This is a genomic window from uncultured Marivirga sp., from assembly GCF_963974845.1.
Classification (GTDB): domain Bacteria; phylum Bacteroidota; class Bacteroidia; order Cytophagales; family Cyclobacteriaceae; genus Marivirga; species Marivirga harenae.
The window spans coordinates 347,911-372,506 of record NZ_CAXBEQ010000005.1; the positions used below are offsets into that span (position 1 = coordinate 347,911).

Annotated in this window: 27 protein-coding genes; 9 read left to right on the forward strand and 18 right to left on the reverse strand. The window is 35.7% G+C overall.

The annotated features are described in order from the left end of the window. Window positions 1-156 precede the first annotated feature (156 nt). The 15 genes from arsC to AAC601_RS13525 form a co-directional block, all read right to left on the reverse strand. Complete coding sequence (arsC, locus tag AAC601_RS13455; protein ID WP_340153541.1) at window positions 157-495, reverse strand: arsenate reductase (glutaredoxin); 339 nt, start codon at window positions 493-495, stop codon at window positions 157-159. A gap of 55 nt (window positions 496-550) precedes the next feature. Next, window positions 551-1,093: an ATP-dependent protease subunit HslV gene (gene hslV, locus AAC601_RS13460; protein WP_303269573.1), complete on the reverse strand. Its 543-nt coding sequence runs from the start codon at window positions 1,091-1,093 to the stop codon at window positions 551-553. A gap of 82 nt (window positions 1,094-1,175) precedes the next feature. Further along, on the reverse strand, window positions 1,176-2,870 hold the full coding sequence (locus tag AAC601_RS13465; protein WP_303269574.1) for a pyruvate dehydrogenase complex dihydrolipoamide acetyltransferase: 1,695 nt from the start codon (window positions 2,868-2,870) through the stop codon (window positions 1,176-1,178). A gap of 181 nt (window positions 2,871-3,051) precedes the next feature. Further along, window positions 3,052-3,666, reverse strand: a complete 615-nt coding sequence (locus AAC601_RS13470) for an OmpH family outer membrane protein (RefSeq protein WP_303269575.1) — start codon at window positions 3,664-3,666, stop codon at window positions 3,052-3,054. A 90-nt stretch (window positions 3,667-3,756) separates the two neighbouring features. Beyond that, window positions 3,757-4,470, reverse strand: coding sequence for a rhomboid family intramembrane serine protease (locus AAC601_RS13475; RefSeq protein ID WP_340153542.1), 714 nt, complete (start codon window positions 4,468-4,470; stop codon window positions 3,757-3,759). 40 nt (window positions 4,471-4,510) lie between these two features. Then, window positions 4,511-5,413 carry a histone deacetylase gene (locus AAC601_RS13480; RefSeq protein WP_340153543.1) on the reverse strand — a complete coding sequence of 301 codons (903 nt, stop codon included), beginning with the start codon at window positions 5,411-5,413 and terminating at the stop codon, window positions 4,511-4,513. Window positions 5,414-5,544: 131 nt separating this feature from the next. Continuing rightward, entirely contained in the window at window positions 5,545-5,709 is a 165-nt protein-coding gene (locus tag AAC601_RS13485) for a DUF1328 family protein (RefSeq protein ID WP_303269578.1), read from the reverse strand. Between the two features lie 171 nt (window positions 5,710-5,880). Beyond that, window positions 5,881-6,447: a hypothetical protein gene (locus tag AAC601_RS13490; RefSeq protein ID WP_303269579.1), complete on the reverse strand. Its 567-nt coding sequence runs from the start codon at window positions 6,445-6,447 to the stop codon at window positions 5,881-5,883. Window positions 6,448-6,513: 66 nt separating this feature from the next. Further along, window positions 6,514-6,858, reverse strand: a complete 345-nt coding sequence (locus tag AAC601_RS13495) for a phage holin family protein (protein WP_340153544.1) — start codon at window positions 6,856-6,858, stop codon at window positions 6,514-6,516. A gap of 110 nt (window positions 6,859-6,968) precedes the next feature. After that, entirely contained in the window at window positions 6,969-7,463 is a 495-nt protein-coding gene (locus AAC601_RS13500) for a DinB family protein (RefSeq protein WP_340153545.1), read from the reverse strand. A gap of 16 nt (window positions 7,464-7,479) precedes the next feature. Further along, entirely contained in the window at window positions 7,480-7,647 is a 168-nt protein-coding gene (locus tag AAC601_RS13505; protein WP_303269583.1) for a Lacal_2735 family protein, read from the reverse strand. 34 nt (window positions 7,648-7,681) lie between these two features. Further along, window positions 7,682-8,278: a hypothetical protein gene (locus AAC601_RS13510; RefSeq protein ID WP_303269584.1), complete on the reverse strand. Its 597-nt coding sequence runs from the start codon at window positions 8,276-8,278 to the stop codon at window positions 7,682-7,684. A gap of 55 nt (window positions 8,279-8,333) precedes the next feature. Beyond that, window positions 8,334-8,558 (reverse strand): hypothetical protein, encoded by a 225-nt coding sequence (locus AAC601_RS13515; RefSeq protein WP_303269586.1) that lies wholly within the window; start codon window positions 8,556-8,558, stop codon window positions 8,334-8,336. A gap of 62 nt (window positions 8,559-8,620) precedes the next feature. Continuing rightward, window positions 8,621-9,622, reverse strand: coding sequence for a beta-ketoacyl-ACP synthase III (locus AAC601_RS13520; protein ID WP_340153546.1), 1,002 nt, complete (start codon window positions 9,620-9,622; stop codon window positions 8,621-8,623). 144 nt (window positions 9,623-9,766) lie between these two features. Continuing rightward, a complete protein-coding gene (locus AAC601_RS13525; protein WP_340153547.1) occupies window positions 9,767-10,276 on the reverse strand; it encodes a gamma carbonic anhydrase family protein in 510 nt (169 codons plus the stop codon). A gap of 120 nt (window positions 10,277-10,396) precedes the next feature. Here AAC601_RS13525 and AAC601_RS13530 point away from each other — a divergent pair, with 120 nt between their 5' ends. The 7 genes from AAC601_RS13530 (at window position 10,397) to secG (ending at window position 17,508) form a co-directional block, all read left to right on the forward strand. After that, a complete protein-coding gene (locus AAC601_RS13530) occupies window positions 10,397-11,158 on the forward strand; it encodes a YceI family protein (RefSeq protein ID WP_340153548.1) in 762 nt (253 codons plus the stop codon). An 87-nt stretch (window positions 11,159-11,245) separates the two neighbouring features. After that, a complete protein-coding gene (locus tag AAC601_RS13535; RefSeq protein WP_340153549.1) occupies window positions 11,246-12,532 on the forward strand; it encodes an anthranilate synthase component I family protein in 1,287 nt (428 codons plus the stop codon). Between the two features lie 121 nt (window positions 12,533-12,653). Beyond that, window positions 12,654-14,120: a tRNA (N6-isopentenyl adenosine(37)-C2)-methylthiotransferase MiaB gene (gene miaB / locus AAC601_RS13540; RefSeq protein WP_303269594.1), complete on the forward strand. Its 1,467-nt coding sequence runs from the start codon at window positions 12,654-12,656 to the stop codon at window positions 14,118-14,120. 12 nt (window positions 14,121-14,132) lie between these two features. Then, window positions 14,133-15,395 (forward strand): sigma-54 dependent transcriptional regulator, encoded by a 1,263-nt coding sequence (locus AAC601_RS13545; RefSeq protein WP_340153550.1) that lies wholly within the window; start codon window positions 14,133-14,135, stop codon window positions 15,393-15,395. Continuing rightward, a complete protein-coding gene (locus AAC601_RS13550; RefSeq protein WP_340153551.1) occupies window positions 15,385-15,912 on the forward strand; it encodes an LptE family protein in 528 nt (175 codons plus the stop codon). Before AAC601_RS13545 ends, AAC601_RS13550 begins: the two co-directional genes overlap by 11 nt. Before the next feature lie 35 nt (window positions 15,913-15,947). Continuing rightward, entirely contained in the window at window positions 15,948-17,066 is a 1,119-nt protein-coding gene (locus tag AAC601_RS13555) for a tetratricopeptide repeat protein (protein ID WP_340153552.1), read from the forward strand. Between the two features lie 4 nt (window positions 17,067-17,070). Continuing rightward, a complete protein-coding gene (secG, locus tag AAC601_RS13560; protein ID WP_340153553.1) occupies window positions 17,071-17,508 on the forward strand; it encodes a preprotein translocase subunit SecG in 438 nt (145 codons plus the stop codon). Between the two features lie 151 nt (window positions 17,509-17,659). Here the strand turns inward: secG and AAC601_RS13565 are convergent, their stop codons facing one another. From AAC601_RS13565 to hppD, 3 genes are all read right to left on the reverse strand, one after another. Beyond that, window positions 17,660-18,166 (reverse strand): metallophosphoesterase family protein, encoded by a 507-nt coding sequence (locus AAC601_RS13565; protein ID WP_340153554.1) that lies wholly within the window; start codon window positions 18,164-18,166, stop codon window positions 17,660-17,662. A gap of 207 nt (window positions 18,167-18,373) precedes the next feature. Next, window positions 18,374-20,095 carry a phospho-sugar mutase gene (locus tag AAC601_RS13570; protein ID WP_340153555.1) on the reverse strand — a complete coding sequence of 574 codons (1,722 nt, stop codon included), beginning with the start codon at window positions 20,093-20,095 and terminating at the stop codon, window positions 18,374-18,376. A gap of 221 nt (window positions 20,096-20,316) precedes the next feature. Continuing rightward, on the reverse strand, window positions 20,317-21,411 hold the full coding sequence (gene hppD / locus AAC601_RS13575) for a 4-hydroxyphenylpyruvate dioxygenase (RefSeq protein ID WP_340153556.1): 1,095 nt from the start codon (window positions 21,409-21,411) through the stop codon (window positions 20,317-20,319). Window positions 21,412-21,571: 160 nt separating this feature from the next. Between hppD and AAC601_RS13580 the strand changes: the two genes are divergently transcribed. Beyond that, complete coding sequence (locus AAC601_RS13580; RefSeq protein WP_303269606.1) at window positions 21,572-21,979, forward strand: hypothetical protein; 408 nt, start codon at window positions 21,572-21,574, stop codon at window positions 21,977-21,979. A 316-nt stretch (window positions 21,980-22,295) separates the two neighbouring features. Then, complete coding sequence (locus AAC601_RS13585) at window positions 22,296-24,503, forward strand: sodium-translocating pyrophosphatase (RefSeq protein WP_303269608.1); 2,208 nt, start codon at window positions 22,296-22,298, stop codon at window positions 24,501-24,503. The last annotated feature ends 93 nt before the right edge of the window (window positions 24,504-24,596 follow it).

Genomic DNA, 24,596 nt, shown 5'->3' on the forward strand with positions numbered 1-24,596 from the left:
TAAATTCCAAGTCAATTAAAAAACAGTAGCTTCTAATTAAGCTAATCTACATTTTAACCTACAGAGTAATAAACACCGGGATCATAAAGGATAAGTCATAAAAAAAGGCGATTGAAATCCACATCAATCACCTTTTCACTATAAAATCAATACTGCTTAAAGAATCTCTAAAACCTTTTCAGGCGGCCGACCGACTACGGCTTTATCACCATTAATAAATATTGGTCTTTCAATTAACTTAGGTTCAGCAATCATAGCTTCAATCCATTTAGAATCTGACAGATCTTTACCCTTATACATTTCTTTAAAAATCTTTTCATTTTTTCGTAAAAGATCTTCTGCTTTCATATCTAATTTCTGAAGTACATCCTCTAATTCAGCATGCGTAGGAATTTGTTTTAAATATTCCACAATCTCTGGTTTAACACCTTTATCCGTAAGAATTTTTAAGGCTTCTCTGCTTTTTCCACATCTGGGATTATGATATAGTCTCATGATCAATCGTTTTTATTAATAAAAAGTAAAGAAAGAAATCACAAATAGCAAAAAACTACCCGATGGTTTCTACTACCAAATTATGGTTTGTATAAATACAAATATCAGCCGCAATGTGTAAACTTTCCCTAACAATATCCTCTGCTGATAGATTATCTCCGGCATGCTTTTTCAATGCAGTGGCTGCAGATTGGGCATACATACTCCCCGAACCTATGGTTGCAATTTGATTGTCAGGCTCTAAAACATCACCGGTTCCAGAAATAATCAATACTTCATCTTTATCCGCAACAATCATCATGGCCTCTAATTTCCTTAAATATCGATCTGTTCGCCACTCTTTTGCCAATTCAATTGCTGAACGCTTCATATTGCCGCCAAAAGCATTTAGCTTTTCATCAAACTTCTCTAGTAAATTAAAAGCATCAGCCGTAGATCCGGCAAAACCGGTCACAATTTTACCATCCTGTAATTTTCTGATTTTTTTGACATTGCTTTTTGCAACAGTGTTACCCATTGTTGCTTGACCATCAGCTCCAATAGCTACTTGACCTTTATGCACAACCGCACAAACAGTTGTTGATCTTATTTTTGACATCTTAATTCTTCTGTTAAATATTAGTAATAAAAAAGTCTCGTTATCAAACAACGAGACTTTGTACTACAGGTTAGTATATTTCTTAAATCAGTATTCTCACTGGATCTTCTAACAATCCTTTTAATGTTTGCAAGAATGCAGAACCCACTGCTCCATCAACTACTCTATGATCGCATGAAAGGGTTACTTTCATTATGTTTCCTGGCACTAATTGACCGTCTTTTACTACAGCAGTTTGTTTGATTCCACCAACTGCTAAAATACAAGCATCTGGCGGATTGATGATGGCTGTAAATTCTTCTACTCCAAACATTCCTAAATTAGAAACTGTGAAAGTATTGCCTTCCCAGTCTTTTGGTTCCAATTCTTTATTTTTAGCCTTTTGGGCAAAATCTTTAGCTTCTGCTGCAATATGAGATAGTGACTTATTATCAGCAAATCGAATTACAGGAACCAACAATCCTTCCTCAACTGCTACCGCCATACCCACGTGGATATGTTGGTTTCTTCTTATCTTATCTCCCATCCACGAGCTATTGACTTTTGGGTGCTGGCGTAAAGCTGATGCTACCGCTTTAATCACAATATCGTTAAAGGAAATTTTCACCGGAGACAACTCATTGATGCTTTTTCTTGCATCCATTGCTTTATCCATGTTGATTTCCATTGTGACATAGAAATGAGGAGCAGTGAACTTACTTTCAGACAGTCTTTTTGCTACTGTTTTTCTCATCTGAGAAACTTTCACTTCTTCATAGCTCTCTTCTCCCACTACTTGTGGAATATTGATTGCTTGACCAGTTGAAGCATCTTTTTGTGGAGCTTCTGAGGATTTTGCTTTTGGAGTAAAGTTCTCCACATCAGATTTTATTATTCTACCATTCCCTCCAGAACCTTCTACATCAGCTAAATCAATTCCTTTATCTTTAGCGATCTTTTTTGCTAGTGGGCTAGCAAATATTCTTCCTCCATCGCTTTTTCGACCTTCCTTATTTGAAGTTTCTGCTGGTGGAGTAGGTTTTGCACTATCTGATCCCGGTTTGCTGTCAGAAGTTGATTTATCTTTTTCTTCTGTTTTCTCCTCTTTCTTATTTTCGTCAGTTCCAGATGATTTTTGCTCGTGGGCCTTTATTAATTTTTCATAATCAGCACCTTCTTCACCAATTACGGCAATAACCCCGTCAATTGGAGCTGCATCACCTTCCTTAATACCAATATATAATAAGGTACCATCCTCATAAGCTTCAAGCTCCATGGTAGCCTTATCGGTTTCTACCTCTGCTAAAATGTCACCGGCTTCCACTTTATCACCTTCTTTTTTCAACCAAGAAGCAATAACACCCTCTTCCATAGTATCACTCATCTTAGGCATGGTGATTAAAGTGGCATTAACATCGGAAGCATCTATTGACTCTTCTTTACCACCAGAACTAGTTTCTTTAGATTCTTTTTTATCTGCTTTATCATTGTCAGATTTATTGGAACTAGCTGCTTCTCCACCGTTTTCAATTTCCTTTAATAAACCATCAATATCCTCACCTTTTTCCCCAATGATAGCAATAACACCTTCAATAGGAACTGCATCGCCCTCTTTGACACCAATATGTAAAATCACACCGTCTTCATAAGACTCTAATTCCATTGTAGCTTTATCGGTTTCAACCTCAGCCAATACATCTCCAGATGATACTTCATCGCCCTCTTTAACCAACCATGAGGAAATCACACCTTCTTCCATGGTGTCACTCATTTTGGGCATTTTTATTACTTCAGCCATATATGTATAAATCTTCTATTTCTAATAAACTTGTCAAAAATAATGGGAATTCAGCCTTAATTCAAATTAATTGAAATAAACTATTAAGAATACCCTAAAACTTCTGTATTGTTTTACATTTTAACTAAATTAAAAAGCCCGTACCAACTAAGGAACGGGCTAAACTAGTAATAGTAAAAAATTACTTTGAATCTACACTGTCAGCTTCAGCTTGGTAAGCTTTGTTTAAGCCTTCAATTACCTCATTGGTGATTTCTAATCCCTCATTTGCATATAAAACGTCACTTCCTCTGGAGTAAGTTAATACTAATTGCAAGTTATTGTCATCACCGTAACTTTTTAAATAATCGCTAATAGTCTTGTACAATTCATTGTTTAATTCGGCCTCTTTTTGACGCAACTTTCGAGATAAATCTTCCTGATAAACCCTTAGGTTTTGTTGCTTTTTCATCAAATTCTCCTCTAATGCCTTTCCTTGCGCCACTGTCAAATTTTGAGCTGTTCTTTGGAAATCATTAATTTCATTTTGCAAACCTTGAGCCCTATTTTGGTATTCCTTTTCATATTTTTGAGAAAGTTCACCCAATTCGGACTCGATTTTTTGCATGAAATCATAATTAGCTAATAAAGAATCAGAATGAACGTAAGCAATAGATACATTTTGATAAATCTTATCGTCTTTCTGCTCCGTTGAGGTGGTCTCTTCTGGATTTTCACTTCCACTAAATTTGTCAATAAACAAATAGGCTACAGCAACGATTAAGATGATATTCAGTACTAGGGATAAATTCTTCACGTGTATTTTATTTTAAATTAGGTTTTAATAACGCCTGCAAAGTTAATCAAACAAATTAAAGTGCAAAGCCTAAGGATTTTGGTTTTAGACTTATTTTTGTTCTTCGTCAGATTCATCCTTTTTCTTCTCAACGTATTCATACATGAACCTATCCTCAGGTTTGGTAAAATTATAGTTCTCTCCATCATACTCAAATTCCTCTTCATCCCATTCTTTTTCAAAATACAATTTCAATTCAGCTTGACCTGCAAATTCATTTTTCATCCACAAAGCCACAAGTAAACCGCTTAAGAGGCCCATAAGGTGGGATTCCCATGAAATATGTCCGTCTTGCGGCAAAACCCCATAGAACATTCCGCCATATAAAAGTAATACCACAAAAGAGAGCGCTAAAGAGGATTGATTTTTACGCAATAATCCACTAAACAAAATAAAAGAGGCAATCCCATAAATTACACCGCTGGCACCAATATGGTAGGCTTCACGAGCAATTAGCCATACGAAAATTCCCGTAGCGATATAAATATAAAGTAGAGCTTTAAGTGCAATTTTATCATAAAAGAAAAACAATATGATTATCAACAGCATAAGAGAAAAGCTGTTGGACAGCAAATGCAAGAAATCACCATGGATAAATGGTGAAGTAAAAATACCAATTGTACCTAAAAGATGCCTTGGCATGATGCCAAAATGCGCGAAATTGGTAGCAAATCCCCATTCTGCAGCCTTGACTAACCACAATAATAATATAATGTAGCTACCAAAAACTACACTTTGCCGAAAAAGAGATTTTTCCTTGGACATACTTTAAAGATACGAATTTCCTGAAAAAAGGTAGGGGTTTTTAAAAGTAGATGTCTTGAGCAAGCCGATAAGTATTGGCATGAGCATCAATAATGTGTGCGATCTTTTCAGAATATCCTCCACCCATACTGGCAACAACAGGAATCTCGTTCTTGTAACAATGCTCAAAAACAATTTTATCGCGCTCTTTGCAACCCGCAATACTCATCCCAAGCCGGCCTAATTTATCTGTAGCCAAAACATCTACACCTGATTGAAAAAAAATAAAATCTGGCTCCTGTTCTTGGATCAATCTTGGAAGTACTTCCCTAAGGATTTTAAGGTACGTTTTATCATCCGTTTTGTCTTCTAGCTCGATATCTAAATCAGAGTTTTCCTTATGCATTGGGTAATTTCCTTTTCCATGCATACTGAAAGTAAACACTTTGGGATTATTTTTGAAAATCTCAGCAGTTCCATTGCCTTGATGTACATCTAAATCTACAATCAGGACTTTTTCAGATTTTTTATTCTTAAGTAGATAATTAGCAGCGATAGCAATATCATTTAACAAACAAAAGCCTTCACCTCTATCCGTAAAAGCGTGGTGTGTTCCACCGGCAATATTCATGGCTGCCCCATATTTCAAAGCAAAATTAGCAGCATCAATCGTGCCTTGATTAATTATTCTCTCACGCTCAACCAAAGCTGCAGACAAAGGAAACCCAGTCCTTCTTTCTTCTTTTCGGCTCAGCATCAGGTTTTTTAATTTCTGCCAATATTCGTTTTTATGAACTGATAATATATCCTCTTCCGATAATAATTCAGGTGCAAAAAAATTACTTGAACTAACAGTTCCTTCGTAAATTAATTGCTCTGGAAGCAGATCATATTTCTCCATCGGAAAGCGATGATTGTCAGGCAGCGGGTGTGTATATTCTTTTCTCCAAGCGATTTTGAGCATCTACAATGTTTAATTTTTATAAACCAAGGAAGAGGATTCATGTTTAAAATATTCAGAAATCAATATAAGGACGCAAAAAAAATGCTGACTCATCAAAGTCAGCATTCATTTATATCAATTGATATTTAAAATCATCTTCCTCTAGCCAAGCGAGCGATTACAGAAATGACTAGTAATACCAAAAACACATAAAAAATTATTTTTGCTATTCCCGCGGCTCCAGCGGCTATGCCTCCAAATCCTAATACTGCTGCAATTAATGCAATGATCAGGAATATTAAAATCCATCGTAACATAATAAAGTTTTAAAGTCAAAAAATATTAATTAGTAGAATTTACAAACTTTTGTAACGAGTGATCTCTTTGCTTTGTTACATAAAACTAAATATGAAACATCAAACAGCAGTGAATTTGATTAATTGAAAAGATATAATAAAACAACAACTAACTTGTAGGAAGCAGAAACCTTAATCCACATCAAACTCCTCTTCATTAGAAACAAATGAATAGAGTGTATCATCTAAATTTAGATTATCTTCATTGAAATCGTGAACAAATTTGTTCATGACTTCATCATCTACTTCTTCAACGTTCAAACCAACATCCAAGCCGACACCATACTCTCCGCCATTGTCCATATCCACATGCTCTTGGACTTTAACCAACTCTTCATCTTCGATATCATCAATCATTTCTGCTATATACAGACCAATTTCTTCTTCTACATCATCCAATGTCCTTAAATCACCATTTTCGTCTTCTTGGAATTTGATCGGCTTGAAATTAGGAAACTTCTGCGCTGCTTTATGTTCAGCTAATTCATATACTTCACTAGCATGATGTAGTCGAAGCGTGTAAATGACGGCATCATAAATCACATCCTTTCCTTCATACTTTCCTGTAAAGCGAAAATGCTTATACTCATCATTATTGTCATCGGTATCAACCAAGACAAATTGGTTTTTTTGCTGAGCAATTTTTTGCTTCAATTTCTCGATTTCTCCGGCATCGAAGCCTTGGTTTTGAGCACTCATAATTTGCTGGTTTGTATTGAGGAAATAAATTACAATATTTTTTCAAAAATCACAATAAAATAAAATTTATTCGCTCTTTTTGCTTACCCCTTCAAAAATACTGTTTACAATGGCTAAAATGACTCCAAACAGTAATGCCCACCAGAATCCTTCAACATAAAACCCATCTACAACATAATCAGCTAGCATTACCATTAAAGCATTGATAACCAATAAGAAGAATCCTAGTGTAAAAACTGTGACAGGAATTGTTAAGATCACTAAAAGGGGTTTTAAGGTTGCACTAAACAGCGCTAAAAACAAGGAGACTACCAATGCATCAAAAAAGCCATCCACGTGCGCACCAGGAAGTATGTACGAAGCGACAATAACAGAAAGTGAAGAGAGTAATAATTTGATTAAAAAGTTCATTCTAAAAAGTTTAAATATCTTGAATCTAAATTACGGAATAGAGAGTCTAATGATTCCTATTTGCAAATAAATGCAAACAAATTAACAGCAATTGTATAAAAAGGCTGTATTTAAAAGTATCTGTCTTTTAGCACCTTTTGGTGATGTTTCCAATGTCCAACGATAATGTACCATAAGCTTAGGATCGAGATCGGATTCCCATCTGCTACTCCTTCTTTTTTAAGTATTTTATCTGGCATTGACAAAAATAAAGATTGGTGACTTTTCCTCAAGTAATAAAAGCCCTCTGCCATTTTTGACTTATCAAGTTTACAATATTCAGAAGCTTCAGCGTAAAGATTTTCAGAGAACCCTGCTAATGCTTTTGTCTCACCTCTACTCAATGTTAGCGCCCTATATGCCATTATTCGCTCGGTATCAATGCAATGTTGGATCACTTGTGCCACACTCCACTTTCCTTTTTCATAACGATAATTCCACTTTTGATCCGGGATATTATTAATCATTACAGAAATTTCGCTCGCTTGATGTTCAAGAACATTCTTAATGTCACTCTCTACCAAATCAACGTAACCTTGATAAAATGGTGCATGTACTAGATTCATGTTTAAAATTAATCATTTATTCTTTAATCGCATCCATTTTTTTGGCTACTTCTTCAGCCTCTGCCATTTTCAAGTCTGCCTTTTTTCTATCAATAGAACTTAATTTATGATATTCGGCCAATAGCTTTTTGTATTCTTCGTTAAGCTTTTCTTTTTCAGTCTTCTTTTTAAATAATCCAAACATAGTTTTTCTTTTATTTTTGAAAACAGTGACCAATTCAATTTGTTTGAATTACTTTCAATCCCAAGTCCAAGAAATTAATTAAATTAGATTTCCTTTGAGGCATCTCCTCTACTGGAAATTTAATACTCAACTTAATAAAATCTGTTCCTGCTACATGTTCTTCAATATCACATTGATTTAGGTCTTTCAAAAGCATGTAATTATTTGATCTATAATGATAATCCCAAGGTTCTGAATTCACACAAAAAAATACGTTTTCATCTTCCTGAAACTCTTCGATCAATTTATTACCAAACTCCCGTAAATACTTTCCTTGCAAATGAAAAGTAGCCGAAATAAAATGACCCCAATAAAACATAATGCGAAAAGCAAGAATATCCTCTCTTGTGAAATGCGCAGGATAATCCAGAATCATATAAGGCAATCGCTTATAATTTTCACCTTTTGAGATTTTTCCATTATGAAGCTTCAATTGCTCAGGCAATTTTGATTGAAATGGGAGTAATCGGTCTTTGATTTCCTTTTGCAATTCCTCCAAAAAATCCCATACCTTTTCCATCATCCTGTATTTAATCAATAGAATGGTGGGATCAGAGGCTAAATCTAATTCTTGAGTGGTAAATTTTGACATAAATAAAATAGGGTGAGATTCGACTAGCCCACCCTATCAATTTTTTAAAGGTAGATTACACCTGATCAGGTTTCTGAATAATTTTCAACACAATCTCATGCGGATCATTGTCAGTATCAGTAATCTTAATCCTAACCATGGGGTTATCAGCTTTGATGTTGTCCTCAATGTCAACAATCTTAAATTGACTTAACTTACCTTCAATTTCGCGAGCTAATTCTTTAATGGCTTTTGCCATTTCCACTTCAAGCTGACTGGGATTATATTGCTTTGTAATCATAGTTGTCCGTTTTTCTTAAATCTACTGATTTTAATAGATAAATAACATTAGTACTAAAAAAATTACCACCTAATTAAAGCAGAACCCCAGGTAAATCCGCTACCAAATGCGGCTAAACATACCAAATCCCCGCTTTTAATTTTTCCCTCATGCCAAGCTTCGCTCAGGGCAATTGGAATAGAGGCAGCTGTTGTATTACCATATTTTTGAATATTGTTAAAAACCTTATCATCGGTTAATCCCATCTTAGCCTGAATAAATTTCGAAATCCGCAAATTAGCTTGATGAGGGACCAACATATCAATATCGGATGGTTTTAAATTATTTTCTTCAAGTGCTTCATTGATAACTTCTTGAAATCGGACTACTGCATGTTTGAAGACCATATTTCCATTCATGTAAACTTTGTAGCCAGATGTATCTAAGATTTGCTCAGGCTGCCTTTCTTCACGTGGCCGACTACTTCCGGGGTCTTTCACATATAATTCTTCGGCATAAGTTCCTTCGGCATGTAAATGCGTAGACAAAACCCCCTGTTCATCTGAAGCACTCATTACCGCAACTCCAACTCCATCACCAAAAATAACTGCGGTAGATCGACCTCTGTCGGACATATCAATAGCGGTAGATTGAATCTCACCACCTACAACCATAATATTTTTATACATGCCTGTTTTTATAAATTGATCAGCAACCGACAAACTATATACAAACCCAGAGCAGGCATTTCTGATATCCAAACATCCAATAGTTCCCATCCCCATTTCTCGTTGAAGAAGCACACTAGAGCCAGGAAAAAAATAATCAGGCGTGATGCTGGCAAAAATGATAAAATCTATATCATCGTTTTTCATTTTGGCATTTTTAAGCGCCATATCTGCGGCAGTCTTTGCCATTTTGGCCAATGACTCTTCAATTTCCGGATCAAAAAACCTTCTTTCCTTGATCCCTGTTCTCTCCGTTATCCATTCATCTGTAGTATCAATCCACTTGGCTATATCATTATTGGTCACAACTGTCTGTGGCACAGCATGACCCAGACCTACAATTTTCGACTTTTTCATAAGTAATTATTCGTTTCCTTTACGTTTTGCATTTCAGGATTCCAATATTTCTAAAATGCGCTCCAATATAGAGCAATATTGATTTCTAATCAAAAATAGTAGTCATGCAGAGTATTAAGGGCAGGCAAGTCCTTGTTTAAAATATTATTCAAACCAGGATTTATACAGCGTGTAATTTTTAGCTGTTCTATCAAATATTTCTGAAAGTTCCCCTTCTATTTTTTTAACTTTTTTAGCAGGGACACCTGCGTAAATGTAACCCGATTCTACAACTGTATTTTCTAATACCACAGCTCCTGCCGCTACTATTGAATGCGACTGAACAACCGCATTATCCATTACAATTGCACCCATTCCAACCAAAGAAGAATCTTCAATAGTACAACCATGGACGATTGCCTTATGCCCAATGGAAACCTTATTACCAATAGTAGTCGATGCCTTTTGATAAGTGCAGTGAATAACTGCTCCATCCTGAATATTTGTCTCATCTCCAATGGTAATACTGTTTACATCCCCTCGCACAACAGCACTCCACCAAATACTGCATGACTTTCCAATCACAACATCCCCAACAATTACTGCATTATCAGCTATGTAAGTATTCTCACCTATTTGGGGAGCTTTACCTTCGCATTTTTTAATTATTCCCATTTTAATGTAAATTTATTCATCTATGTAACTACATATAATGCTTATGTATTTCTTTATTTTTTTGTAAACATTATTAAAATACTGCCGTTATCGACATGTATAATATAAAACCACTAATCTATGAAAATTTTAAAAACATTAAGTGCTTTATTTGTAGCTATAATTGTCGCTGCTGCTTGTACATCTAATCCAAAAGGTGATGAAGCAAAAGTAAGTGAAGCAGAAGAAGTAAAAGAATCAGAAGGAATGGAAATATCTGTATCAAGTGATGAAGCTGATATGGAATTCGTAGGAACAAAGCCCACAGGTAGACATTATGGTAATATTGCTTTGACCAATGGTTCGATAAAAGTGAAAGATGGCAAGGTAACTGGAGGGAAATTCGTGTTTGACTTAAATGAAATTACCATAACAGATTTAAAAGATGATCAAGAAAATCATGATAAACTCGTTGGCCATTTAAAATCAGATGATTTTTTTGATGCAGAAAATTATCCCCAAGTTACCTTTGAACTAGTTTCAGTAAAATCATTAAATCCTGAAAAATCTGCTGAAAATTATGATTCCTACCAAAATGATATGGAGCAACCAGCTGAGGACGAAAAAATTATGGAGTTACCCGAATTTGAGTTAGAAGGTGCAACTCATGAGGTTACTGGAAACTTGACTATGAGAGGGAAGACTTTGGCTATAACAGTGCCAGCAAAAATAGAGATCTCTGAAAATAATGTAAAAGCCTTTACAAATTTCAGTATTGACCGAACCAAATGGGGTTTAATGTATGGAGACGAGTCAAAGGCAGTTGATAAAGCGAAAGATCAATTCATTTATAATAAAGTAGGTGTAGGATTTAATATTAATGCAACTGCTGAAAACATGTGATTCCAGTTTGAAATAAAACGCCTTGAAGGTTGCTAAAATTTTTTAGCAACCTTTTTTTATGCAAATTTGTATTCAAAATTCTGCCATTTGACATCTGCAAAAATCGACATATCATCAACTCGAAATTTCTGGAATAACTTACTGCAATGGAGTATTCAATTTCAATGTGCAGTAATTCTTTATCCCCAACAAATAGCGCAATATCCATTTGGCGCATTTCCACAGCGCATAGCGGTAGGAAATAAAAAATTAAAACTAAAGGCTCCCTATTTTCAATCATTGAAAGATTATTTAAAAATACATCCTAAAAGATCCATATATGGGTATTTAGGCTATGATCTAAAAAATGAGCTAGAAAAGTTAGAAAGCGGTAATTATTCAATAATAGACTGGGAGCCGATGGGTTTCTTTGAGCCTACATGCATTATAACAATTGAAAATCATGAACTCACAATTGAAAGTGATGATTTAGAATATTATCAAAATGAAATTCAAAGATTTATAAAACAGGGAAAAACAAATTTATATACAAAGCCAACAATTGAAAATTTAAAGCCCTGGACCAGCAAATCTGAGTATATCAATACGGTAAATCAATTAAGGCAGCACATAGAGGAAGGCGATATTTACGAAATCAACTACTGCATAAACTTCTCTGCGAATGTGACAAATTTCGAAGCAATACAAGTATTCCAAAATTTAAGTAACAATTCCCCAGCCCCCTTTGCTTCTTTCTTAAAAATAGGTAACCAGTATATTATTTCTGCATCCCCTGAGCGCTTTATTAAATTGAAAAACGATAAAATTATTAGCCAACCGATAAAAGGCACAGCAAAAAGAGGAAAAACAAAGGAAGAAGATACTGCTAACAAAAAAAGCCTAATAGAAAGCGAAAAGGAACGTGCTGAAAATATGATGATCGTGGATCTGGTTCGTAACGATTTATCAAAATCAGCCGAAACAGCTACTGTCAAAGTAGAAGAAATGTTCGGGATTTACAGCTTTCAGCAAGTTCACCAAATGATTAGCACCATTTCAGCGATCAAGAAAAAAGAAATGCATTCCGTAGACATCATTAAAAACGCATTCCCTATGGGGAGCATGACTGGTGCCCCAAAAATTAGTGCCATGCAATTGATAGAGAAGTATGAGAATATCAAAAGAAATGTATTTTCTGGAAGCATTGGTTATTTCAAAGGAGAAAATGAATTTGATTTTAATGTTTTGATCCGTAGTATATATTACGATGAACAAAACAAAAAATTAAATTATCAAGTGGGAAGTGCTATCACCTTTGATTCTGATGCCGAAGCTGAATACGAAGAATGTCTCTTAAAAGCCATGGCCATAGAAAAAACACTTGGTTTAATTTAATTAGACAATTCTAAAATTTTCCGCCCGAAATTCTACTGCCATAATGTCATTTTCAATAATTAATAGCTACCTTTGCAAGTCAGGCATAAACATTACACAAAGCACTTTATAAATACAAAATATGAGTGAATTGATTAAAGATTTGGACATCATTGCAGAAGAGGCCAAAACGGATGAATCTTGCGGTATTCAAGTATCAAAAGAAGAAAACACAGGCAAAAACCGAAAACTATATATTGAAAGCTACGGCTGTCAAATGAATTTTTCCGATAGTGAAATCGTGACTTCGATCATGAAAGATAATGGGTTCGATACTACAAATGATTTCAATAATGCGGATGTGATATTTCTCAACACTTGCTCAATTAGAGAAAAGGCTGAGCTAACGGTGAGAAAAAGACTGACTGACTTTAATAAAGTAAAAGCAAGCAAACCCGAGATGCAAATTGGTGTATTGGGTTGCATGGCAGAGCGATTGAAAACAAAACTCCTAGAAGAAGAGAAAATCGTTGATATAGTTGCTGGCCCTGATTCCTACCGTGACTTGCCTAATTTGGTCAAAACAGTAGATGATGGCGAAAAAGCAGTAAATACTTTCCTCAGTAGAGAAGAGACTTACGCAGACATTAGTCCAGTCAGATTGAATTCAAATGGTGTAACTGCTTTTATCTCTATCATGAGAGGTTGCGATAACATGTGTTCTTTCTGTGTAGTGCCTTTCACTCGCGGAAGGGAAAGAAGTCGTGATCCTTTTTCGATCGTTAAAGAAGCGCAGGACTTATTTGACAAAGGGTACAGAGAAGTAACGCTTTTAGGTCAAAATGTCGATTCATATAAATGGTCTGAAGAAATGAACAATAAGGCCAGATTAGAGAAAATTGAAAAAAAAGAGGATGTAGCCGTGATCAATTTTGCTAATTTGATTGAAATGGTAGCAAAAGTATCCCCTGATTTAAGAGTAAGATTCTCTACTTCGCACCCGAAAGATATCACGAATGAGGTATTACATACTATTAAAAAGTATGACAATATCTGTAATTACATTCACTTGCCTGCACAAAGCGGAAATTCTAGAATTCTAAAAATGATGAACCGAACTTATGACAGAGATTGGTACATCAATCGAGTAGATGCGATTAGAGATATTTTGGGAGAAGAATGTGGCATTTCATCTGATATGATTTCCGGTTTTTGTTCCGAAACAGAAAATGAACATCAAGACACCTTAACGCTTATGGACTATGTGAAATATGATTTCTCTTATATGTTCTTCTATTCTGAAAGACCAGGAACTTTAGCTGAAAAGAAATACGAAGATGATATTCCTTTAGCAACCAAAAAGAGAAGATTACAGGAAATAATCGATAAGCAAAGGCAACACTCTTTAGAAAGGAATAATTTGGTATTGAACAAGATTCACAAGGTTTTGGTAGAAGGAGCTTCTAAGAGATCTAATGAACAATTGCAAGGAAGAAATTCTGAGAATAAAGTAGTCATCTTCCCAAAAGAAAACTACAAAAAAGGAGATTATGTTGATGTTTATGTTGACGAATGCACTGGCGCAACATTAATCGGTAAAGCGGTCTAAATACATATTACTTTGGATATACAGACTATCAAAAATAGATTCGGCATAATCGGTAACTCCGATCATTTAAACTTTGCCATAAAAGTAGCCATGCAAGTAGCTCCTACGGATATGACCGTGCTCATTACCGGAGAAAGCGGAGTTGGTAAGGAATCATTCTCCAAAATTATTCATCAATTAAGCGCACGGAAGCATGGTCAGTTTATAGCCGTGAACTGTGGAGCTATCCCAGAAGGAACCATTGATTCAGAGCTCTTCGGACACGAAAAAGGGTCTTTCACTGGTGCTTATGATACTAGAAAGGGATATTTCGAAGTAACTGATGGAGGTACCATATTTTTAGATGAAATTGGCGAAATGCCACTTTCCACACAGTCGCGACTACTAAGAGTATTGGAAAATGGAGAGTACATTAGGGTAGGTTCATCTAAAGTGATGAAGACTGACGTTCGGGTTGTCGCTGCAACCAACGTGAACCTTATTCAAGCAGTTGAAAAAGGGAAGTTTAGGGAAGATTTGTATTATAGATTAAATACTGTTCCGATTTTTGTACCACCTTTGAGGGACAGAGGTGAGGATATAGAACTACTCTTTAGGAAATTCACCTCAGATTTTGCTGAAAAACACCATGTTAATGCCATAAAATTGACGGCTGATGCTAAGCAAGCATTAATGGCTTACCGTTATCCTGGAAATATTCGACAATTAAAAAACATTGCTGAACAAATTTCCCTATTAGAAATGGAGCGAGAGGTAGATAAAGATATTCTCCTAAAGTATTTACCACAAGAGGGGAATATGATGCCGGCTCTGTATAAAAGTCAAGACGGTACCGGAGGCAGTAAAGATAATTTTTCTGAAAGAGACATTTTATATAAGATTCTCTTTGACATGCGAAATGATGTGGAAGAGCTAAAAAAGCTAGTTCATAACGTTTTGAAAAATGAAAACTACGGAGAAGAGATTCTGAAAGACAACGAGGATCTATTTGAAGTAAAGCAAAATGAGTTCAAAGAAAATGCTGAGGGGATAAGAACACCATTTTTACTGGATAGCAGAAAAGAGGAGGACGAAGACAGTGAGCATTTTGATTTACAAGATTACCAAGACGCAGAGCATGAAATCGAAGAAGAATCTTTATCTCTTGAAAAAAAAGAAAAAGAGATGATCGAAAGGGCACTTTCCAAAAATCAGAACAAAAGAAAATATGCGGCACGGGATTTGGGCATATCAGAGAGGACATTATACAGAAAAATAAAGCAATATGACCTTTAAAAGTATATTTACATTTTTATTTTTGGCAATATTCACCAGTAGCTGTGGCGTTTACAGTTTTACGGGAGCTTCAATTTCACCGGACATTAAAACAATATCTATCCAATATTTTTACAATGATTCAGGAAATGGCCCTCCAAATTTACAGCAAACCTTTACTGAAAAAATTAGGGACTATTATCAACAAAACACGAGCTTGGAGCTTGTTGACTCAAATGGGGATTTACAACTAGAAGGGTCTATTACTGGTTATACCGTACGGCCAATTGCAGTAACAGCCTCAGGAAATCCTGAATTGCAAGATGCCGCTGGTGCGCAAAGATTAGAGATCACAGTGAAAGTGAGTTACGTCAACACTAAAGATGAAGTATTCAATTTCGAAAATAAGTCCTTTAAATTCTATGATGATTTTGATGCTACTGCGAACACCTTAACGGCTGTGGAAGATCAATTGATAGAAACCATTACCGATCAGATTATTTTAGATATATTTAATGCATCAGTAGCAAATTGGTAAAATTTTGTAACTTTAATTCTTTAAAATAGAACCAAGTGGACAAACAAAGGCTTACAACCCTCATTAATCAACCAGAAAAATTAGAAGAAAATGACTTCAGAGATTTGGCTAATCTGAAGAAAGAGTTCCCTTATTTTCAAGCCTTATCCCCCTTAATAACACTAGGTTCTAAAAAATATTCTCCTGAAACAGAGAAAAAACAGCTTCAAACTTCTGCGATTTATGCCCTGGATCGAAAACACCTAAAAGAAATTTTAACCAAGGACTATATCCAGGCTGTAAAAAAAGTCGAGCCGGTAGAAAATACCTATCGGCAGGAAAATGAAGTGCGAATAGCGAAAAATAAAGTCATTGAATCTCCTTCAGTAGATAGAAAAAAAGTTGAACAAAAAACTGAATATGTTAGCAAACCTATAATTGAGTCTTCCGCAATAACAGATTCTTCTCATTTACCTGATTCTTTTTTCGAAGAATTATTTAAGGATATGGAAGCACTGAAGGAGGAAAAAGAGAAATATCAAAAAACTTTAGAAAAATTCGAAAGTAAGAAGACAACAGCTACAAAATCAAAAACGGCTACCACAAAAAAAACCAGCTCCAAAACAACAACTAAGAAAGCTGCATCTCCTAAACCCACTTCTGCCAAAAAAGCAACCACACAAAAGCCCAAAGCAGCCACAACCAAGAAAACAAGTAGTGCCAAAAAACAGCCAAGTTCTAAAAAGGCGACAACAACAAAGACAAAAACCACTACTACAAAAGTCCCAGTTTCAAAATCTAAAAAAACCTCAAAGAAACCGAAGAAAGATGAGCATGACATAATTGAGGAAATAACCTCAAGAAAAGAATTAAAAATTAGTGATGCTCATAAAAAGGAACAACTGGACATTATCAATAGCTTCATTGAAAAAGAGCCCGTTTTAACCAAAAGATTAGACCCTGATAATCAATCAAATAAACAGGAAGCTGAAGACCTTTCGGCTAATAGCACCAATCTTTCGGACGATGTAGTTTCGGAAACTTTGGCGAAATTGATGATAAAACAAGGGAGAAAGCAAAAAGCAATTGATATTTACAAGAAATTAATTTGGAAATTTCCACAAAAAAAGACGTACTTTGTCGAAATTATAGATGAGTTAAAAAAAGAATCATAAATACATGTTAACATTATTAATTACTTTAATCATTTTAGTGGCCATTTTGTTGGTATTGGTAGTATTGGCTCAAAATTCTAAAGGCGGTGGATTATCCAGTCAATTCGGAGGTTCAGGAGCAAGTCAAGTTGTTGGAGTTAAGAGAACTGGTGATATTTTAGAAAAAATCACATGGGTTTTAGCAATTAGCTTAGTGGTATTAGCTTTGGCTTCTTCATTTGTTATTAAAACAACGACTGTTGATACGGGCTTTACAAGTCCTAACATAGAAAAGGCCCAGGACGAAACTATACTACCAGGAATGGAAGGAGCTGGACAAGAAGAAGGATTATTACCTCCAACAGAAGGTGAAGGAAGTTCTGAAGGTCAAGAAGGTGGTGGAGATCAAGAATTAATTGAAGGACTTCAAGAAGATACTGAAGACGGAAGTTCAGAAGAATAGATTATTTTAGCTTAGAGGCTATTGAAAAGGGAATCCGCATGGTTTCCCTTTTTTTGTTCCTTTGGATTATTTGAGCTAACTGATTTTTATACCACGATCAGAATTACAACTCGCAATAGTAGTGCAATGACTTATTTCAATACTTATTCATCTAAATACCCCCCCTCTTTCCCAACTCTATCACCTCCAACTTTTCAATTTTCCCATTATTAATTTTAAACCTCATCATCGTCCTAATTTTATGAAAGCCTTGATTTCCTGCAGCACCCGGATTAAGATAGAGTAAATTATTATGCTTCTTATCTGGCATTGCCCTCAATATGTGCGAATGCCCACAAATAAAAACATCAGGCTTTTCCGATTGAATTAATTTCCTGACTCGTGGATTATAAGATGGCGGCTTCCCTCCAATGTGGGTTATAAATATTTTTACTCCTTCCCTCTCAATAAATAAATTCTCTGGATAGGTTCTTTGAAATTCAGGTGTATCGATATTTCCATAGACAGCAATAGATGGAGCAATTTTATTTAGTTGCTCCATGATCTGTCCAGATTCACCTATATCGCCTGCATGCCATATTTCATCGCATTCTTTGAAATATTGGGGAATAGTTTCATCCCAAAAGCTATGAGTATCGGATATTAAGCCTATTTTCATTTATTGGTTATTATTCTATAGGAAGAAATTAATGAGCAGAAAGATATTTTAATCAAAGATTAAATTTGATAGATTCCCACTTGCGTGGGAATGACGCACAGAATCAAATCAGTAGATTAAGGTAATTTTTATCATTAGAATTACAATCGTAGCGTCAGTCCTGTGAAGACAGGAATCTTGTCTTATTTAAACTTAGTTTCAATAATCCTACAAATCCAAATCATCCAAATAAGCCTTAATGATATTACCCAATTCTGCAAAATCCTCCTCGTAGGTTTCCTTGCTATTTAATTTCCCCTTTACACTCACATAAAATTTAATCTTAGGCTCTGTACCGGAAGGTCTGGCGGATATTTTACTCCCATCCTCTAAGAAAAATTGTAAAACATTAGAAGACGGAAAATCCAATTTGCTTTTCTTTCCACTTTCCATATTCAAAATGGTCGATTTCTGGTAATCTCGCACTTCAACAACTTTGGTACCAGCCAGGCTTTGAGGAGGTTTCTCTCTAAATCGAGTCATCATGGCCTTAATTTCCTCGCTTCCTGATTTTCCCTTTTTAGTAATCGAAACTAAATCCTCACGATAGAAACCAAACTTCGTGTACATTTCGATCAAGTAATCATAGAGAGTTTTGCCTTGAGATTTCACATATGCAGTCATTTCTGCAATCATCACCACTGAAGCAATAGCATCCTTATCACGAACATAATCGCTGATCATATATCCATAACTTTCTTCTCCTCCACCAATAAAAGTTTTCTTGCCCTCTAATTCCCTGATGACTGCTGCAATGTTTTTAAACCCGGTTAAAGTATCGAAACATTCCACCTTGTAGGCATTTGCAATATTTTTGAAAAGCTCGGTAGTTACAATTGTTTTTACAATGAATTGATTACCATCCAACTTGCTTAAATCATTCCATCTACTTAACAAATAGTGAATAAGCATAGAGCCGGTCTGATTTCCATTTAATAATGCAAATTCATTTTCTCCATTTTTGATCGCTGTGCCGACTCTATCAGCATCAGGATCTGTAGCCATTACAATGTCAGCATCTACTTTCTTACCCTTTTGCAAAGCCATGGACATAGCCTCCTTTTCCTCGGGATTCGGATAGACTACCGTTGGAAAATTCCCATTGGGCTCCGACTGTTCCTCTACCAGATGTACATTCTTAAAACCAAACATTTCTAAAGCTTTCGGCACTAAAGTAATTCCCGTACCATGAATAGAAGAAAAAACGATATTAATAGATTTGTCTTCTTCAGAGGCATTGGGGAAAAGAGAGATTTTCTTTATTTCCTCAAGGTAAGCTTCATCTATATCATTACCTATGGTTTCAATGAGTGCTTCCTTACCATCAAAATAAACATCATCGATGGATGAGATAGATTGAACCTCATTCATTACATTCAAGTCATGCGGAGCTACCATTTGTGCACCATCAGTCCAATACGCCTTATAGCCATTATACTCTTTCGGATTATGAGAAGCAGTCAGTACCACCCCACTTTTACAACCCAAGTGACGAATTGCAAAGGATAATTCAGGGGTTGGACGTAAGCTTTCAAAGAAAAAAACTTTAATATTATTTGCTGTAAAAACATCCGCTACAACTTTGGCAAATTCTTCAGCATTATTTCGACAGTCATGAGCAATAGCAACCGAAACTCCTTGCTCGGTGAAAGTTTTGTTTAGATAATTACTTAATCCTTGAGTTGCCATTCCCAGGGTATATTTATTCATGCGGTTACTGCCAACCCCCATAATTCCCCTTAAGCCACCCGTCCCAAATTCTAAATCTTTATAAAAAGACTCTTCAAATTCTTCCTTATTATTTTCTTGTAGGGCTTTAATTTCTTTTTTGGTGGCTTCATCTACAGATTTACTATCTAACCACTGCTGGGCTTTTTCCTGACTTGTCATTTTTGGTTCCTATATTTTAAATTCTAAAATCTGATTTGCAAAAGTCTATTTTCCTAATCCAAAAAATCAAAAGGGATTAGAATGCTTAAATTACTGAATTATCAAATAGTAAAAAATATTTATGAATCGAAAAGTGCCTAAAAAGCAAAAAACCATAGAATTGTCATTCTATGGTTTTAAAACACTATACACAACCAGATAAATTTATTAATCTAATTGTTTTACAAATTACCTCTCAATTCTTGCTCTCTTTCAATAGCTTCAAACAAGGCTTTAAAGTTTCCTTTACCGAAGGATTTTGCACCTTTCCTTTGAATGATTTCATAGAAAACGGTCGGTCTATCCTGAACTGGTTTAGTGAAAATCTGAAGTAGGTATCCTTCATCATCTCGATCTACCAATATATTATTCTCTCTTATAGGCTCAATATCTTCTTCAATTTTACCTACTCTCTGCCACAAATCTTCATAATAAGTGTCTGGCACTCTTAAAAACTCCACTCCTCTTCTTCTCATTTCAGACACTGTATCAATTATGTCATCTGTAGCGATCGCAATATGCTGAACTCCTGCTCCTTTGTAAAAATCTATATATTCCTCGATTTGAGATTTCTTTTTGCCTTCAGCCGGTTCATTTATTGGGAATTTTATGAAACCATTTCCATTGGAAACTACTTTCGACATTAATGCAGTATAATCGGTAGCAATATCTTTATCGTCAAATGTAATCAACAGATTGAATCCCATCACATCTCTGTAAAAATCAACCCAGGTATTCATCTCTCCCCAGCCAACATTACCTACACAATGGTCTACATATTTCAAACCAATAGGCTTCACTGGTAATTCGCTTGTTTTTTCTACGAAGCCCGGCAGGAAAACGCCATTATAATCATGTCTATTTACAAAAGTATGAATAGTATCTCCATAGGTATGGATAGAAGCTACCGTTACTTCGCCATGTTCATCTTTTATTGTTTTTGGTGCAGTATGTGGTTTTGCACCTCTTTTGGTTGTTTCATTATAAGACAATTCTGCATCGTCCACCCACAGCGCTAATACTTTCACTCCATCCCCATGCAGGTTCACATGCTGAGCTACCTCCGTATCAGGGGCTAAAGAAGAAGTCAAAACCAATCGAATTTTCCCCTGTTGCAACATATACGATGCTCTATCCTTAATGCCGGTTTCCGGACCTGCATAGGCCTTAAGCTCAAATCCAAAAGCCGTTTGGTAATACATAGCGGACTGCTTTGCATTTCCAACATAAAATTCGATGTAATCGGTGCCATTTATTGGCAAAAAATCCTGTTCCATAGTAGTTTAAATCGATTGCATAATTATTTACAGTTCAAAATTATGTTTTTTACACAGTAATTGAAATAAATATGAAACTATTCCTAAATAGTCTTCTATTTACTTGGAAGTTATTGGCAATCTAAAGAATTTTACGCTCAGAAAATAATAGCACTTAAGCATGATAGATATTAAAAAGTTAGACAAGGATTTGACAGCATTGGTAAAAGCAAAAATTGCGTTAAGCAAATTGACCTATGCCGATAAAGACTATGACAAAATTGAAGAAGAACTTCATGATATGGAGGACGATTTTATTGAAAATTACGGTGAGTACTTGGAAGAAGCATTAGCCGAAGTTCATGATGAATTCTGTCCTGATAACGATGTACTGCTTCCAATAGCCTATTTAGCTGATGAATACATTGTGGACGGAGATTCAATTGATGTAGCTCCTGGACATGGTGTATTGGTTGAGGCTGATGATTTTGCAAGTGCTAAAGTCACTTTAGCCTTAGCCCCTCAGCCAACAAGGATAGTACTTCAAGCAGGAAACGACCATAAGGAGGTTGTTTGGAAGGCGCAATAATTTGAACCTTTTTAGAAAATTAGAAATCCCTTTCTGCAACGGAAAGGGATTTTCCAGCCTTCTGTTTCATTAAAATTGGTAACTTTTTCTCTATAAGGTATTTTACAATTCACAACTCAATTTGTAGCTATACACTGTCCTAACTTTTAGTTTTTCAACTTCAACGAAATACCCATTCCCATTCTCACAGGGAAAAATCTAATAGAACTATTGCAATCAGTCAAATAAGCCAGTCAATATTTTTTCTTTTATTAAATATTTCCATTTCCCAATCATCCCTCTATATTTGCAGGGTTTTAAAAAATAAAAAAATCTTATGAGCAATATTATCTGGATTGTCCCGATTCTCGGGATTGTGGGACTGATTGTTATGGCTATCAAATCCGCTTGGGTATCGAAGCAAGATGCTGGAGATGAAAGGATGACGGAATTAGCTGGCTACATAGCAAAAGGAGCTATGGCATTTTTAAGGGCTGAATGGAAAGTGATGTTCTACTTTGTAATTATTGCCGGTATATTGTTGGCATACTCAGGAACACTAGTTGAAACCTCTTCCCCTGTAATCGCAATTTCATTCGTAATTGGTGCCGTATTTTCAGCATTTGCAGGGTATGTAGGAATGAACATCGCAACTAAAGCGAATGTAAGAACTACTCAAGCTGCAAAAACTAGTTTATCAAAAGCATTGAAGGTATCTTTTTCTGGCGGTACTGTTATGGGACTCGGTGTTGCAGGTCTTGCAGTATTTGGAATGGGGATTTTATTTATTTTCCTATATAATATGTACGTTATCCAAACAGGCGGTGATGTAAACGGCTTAGAAATGGAGAAAGCATTGGAAGTGTTAGCTGGTTTCTCTCTAGGAGCTGAATCCATTGCACTTTTTGCACGTGTTGGTGGTGGAATTTATACAAAAGCTGCCGATGTAGGAGCTGATTTAGTTGGTAAAGTGGAAGCTGGTATTCCAGAAGATGATCCGAGAAACCCTGCTACAATTGCTGACAACGTTGGTGATAATGTTGGTGATGTTGCCGGTATGGGCGCTGATTTATTTGGTTCGTATGTAGCTACCATTTTAGCCTCAATGGTATTGGGTAGAGAAATCATTTCTGAAGATCAATTTGGAGGCATAGCCCCTATCCTACTTCCTATGATTATCGCAGGATTAGGTCTTGTATTTTCTATTATAGGTACTTTATTCGTAAGAGTTAAAAATGAAAACGATAGTGTTCAAAAAGCATTGAACTGGGGAAACTGGTCTTCAATTGTTTTGACTGTCGTTGCTTCCTTTTTCTTGGTTGATTATATGCTTCCAGAAACTTTGATGATAAGAGGCTATGAATTTAGTAGCATGGATGTTTTCTGGGCAATCTTTACTGGTTTAATAGTTGGAGCCTTAATGAGTATCATTACTGAATATTATACAGCTATGGGCAGGAAACCTGTATTATCGATTGTAAAGCAATCCAGCACTGGTGCTGCAACCAATATCATTGGTGGTTTAGCAGTAGGTATGCAATCTACCGTTTTACCTATTTTAGTTTTGGCAACTGGTATTGTAGTTTCCTATTCTTTCGCAGGTCTCTATGGTGTGGCTATTGCTGCTGCTGGAATGATGGCAACTACAGCCATGCAATTAGCAATTGATGCCTTCGGACCTATTGCTGACAATGCAGGAGGTATTGCTGAAATGAGTGGCTTACCGGAAGAGGTTAGAGACAGAACAGATAATTTAGATGCTGTAGGGAACACTACTGCTGCTACTGGTAAAGGATTTGCTATCGCATCTGCTGCCTTAACAGCGCTAGCACTATTTGCTGCTTTCGTGGGAATTTCTGGAATTGACTCCATTGATATTTATAAAGCACCTGTATTAGCAGCATTATTTGTAGGTGGTATGATTCCATTTATCTTCTCTTCTTTAGCAATTGCAGCGGTAGGTAGGGCAGCTATGGATATGGTGCAGGAAGTAAGAAGACAATTCAAAGAAATGCCAGGCATTATGGAGGGTACAACCAAACCTGAATATGAAAAATGTGTGGATATTTCAACTAAGGCTTCCATCAGAGAAATGATTTTACCTGGAGCTATTGCTTTGATCACTCCTTTATTAGTTGGATTCGGGTTAAAAGGAGTTTTCGCTGAAACTTCTTCTGCTGAAATTTTAGGTGGTTTATTGGCCGGGGTTACGGTATCCGGTGTTTTGATGGGTATTTTCCAGAACAATGCCGGAGGTGCATGGGATAATGCCAAAAAATCCTTTGAAAAAGGTGTGGAAATCAATGGTAAAATGGAGTATAAAGGATCTGAGCCTCATAAGGCTTCAGTTACTGGGGACACAGTAGGTGATCCTTTCAAAGATACTTCAGGACCATCTATGAATATTTTGATCAAATTAATGTCAATTGTTGCTTTAGTAATTGCTCCTCATATTTCGGTTAAAGACCATAGTACTGCTGAAATTAAGAAAGAAGTAAAGGAAGTAGTAGTTGAAAAAAGTGAAGTAATCAAAGCTGAAAAATAAGATCAGTTTTTAAAAATATAGAAAAGGTTAGTTGTTTCTCCAACTGACCTTTTTTTTTATAACTAACTTAAAACTATTTTCTACTCCCAATTC

Bases quoted from the DNA above. Each gene is read 5' to 3' on its own strand.
- arsC (WP_340153541.1), bottom strand. From the start codon at position 495: ATGAGACTATATCATAATCCCAGATGTGGAAAAAGCAGAGAAGCCTTA.
- hslV (WP_303269573.1), bottom strand. From the start codon at position 1,093: ATGTCAAAAATAAGATCAACAACTGTTTGTGCGGTTGTGCATAAAGGT.
- AAC601_RS13465 (WP_303269574.1), bottom strand. From the start codon at position 2,870: ATGGCTGAAGTAATAAAAATGCCCAAAATGAGTGACACCATGGAAGAA.
- AAC601_RS13475 (WP_340153542.1), bottom strand. From the start codon at position 4,470: ATGTCCAAGGAAAAATCTCTTTTTCGGCAAAGTGTAGTTTTTGGTAGC.
- AAC601_RS13480 (WP_340153543.1), bottom strand. From the start codon at position 5,413: ATGCTCAAAATCGCTTGGAGAAAAGAATATACACACCCGCTGCCTGAC.
- AAC601_RS13485 (WP_303269578.1), bottom strand. From the start codon at position 5,709: ATGTTACGATGGATTTTAATATTCCTGATCATTGCATTAATTGCAGCA.
- AAC601_RS13490 (WP_303269579.1), bottom strand. From the start codon at position 6,447: ATGAGTGCTCAAAACCAAGGCTTCGATGCCGGAGAAATCGAGAAATTG.
- AAC601_RS13495 (WP_340153544.1), bottom strand. From the start codon at position 6,858: ATGAACTTTTTAATCAAATTATTACTCTCTTCACTTTCTGTTATTGTC.
- AAC601_RS13500 (WP_340153545.1), bottom strand. From the start codon at position 7,463: ATGAATCTAGTACATGCACCATTTTATCAAGGTTACGTTGATTTGGTA.
- AAC601_RS13505 (WP_303269583.1), bottom strand. From the start codon at position 7,647: ATGTTTGGATTATTTAAAAAGAAGACTGAAAAAGAAAAGCTTAACGAA.
- AAC601_RS13510 (WP_303269584.1), bottom strand. From the start codon at position 8,278: ATGTCAAAATTTACCACTCAAGAATTAGATTTAGCCTCTGATCCCACC.
- AAC601_RS13515 (WP_303269586.1), bottom strand. From the start codon at position 8,558: ATGATTACAAAGCAATATAATCCCAGTCAGCTTGAAGTGGAAATGGCA.
- AAC601_RS13520 (WP_340153546.1), bottom strand. From the start codon at position 9,622: ATGAAAAAGTCGAAAATTGTAGGTCTGGGTCATGCTGTGCCACAGACA.
- AAC601_RS13525 (WP_340153547.1), bottom strand. From the start codon at position 10,276: ATGGGAATAATTAAAAAATGCGAAGGTAAAGCTCCCCAAATAGGTGAG.
- AAC601_RS13530 (WP_340153548.1), top strand. From the start codon at position 10,397: ATGAAAATTTTAAAAACATTAAGTGCTTTATTTGTAGCTATAATTGTC.
- miaB (WP_303269594.1), top strand. From the start codon at position 12,654: ATGAGTGAATTGATTAAAGATTTGGACATCATTGCAGAAGAGGCCAAA.
- AAC601_RS13550 (WP_340153551.1), top strand. From the start codon at position 15,385: ATGACCTTTAAAAGTATATTTACATTTTTATTTTTGGCAATATTCACC.
- secG (WP_340153553.1), top strand. From the start codon at position 17,071: ATGTTAACATTATTAATTACTTTAATCATTTTAGTGGCCATTTTGTTG.
- AAC601_RS13565 (WP_340153554.1), bottom strand. From the start codon at position 18,166: ATGAAAATAGGCTTAATATCCGATACTCATAGCTTTTGGGATGAAACT.
- AAC601_RS13570 (WP_340153555.1), bottom strand. From the start codon at position 20,095: ATGACAAGTCAGGAAAAAGCCCAGCAGTGGTTAGATAGTAAATCTGTA.
- hppD (WP_340153556.1), bottom strand. From the start codon at position 21,411: ATGGAACAGGATTTTTTGCCAATAAATGGCACCGATTACATCGAATTT.
- AAC601_RS13580 (WP_303269606.1), top strand. From the start codon at position 21,572: ATGATAGATATTAAAAAGTTAGACAAGGATTTGACAGCATTGGTAAAA.
- AAC601_RS13585 (WP_303269608.1), top strand. From the start codon at position 22,296: ATGAGCAATATTATCTGGATTGTCCCGATTCTCGGGATTGTGGGACTG.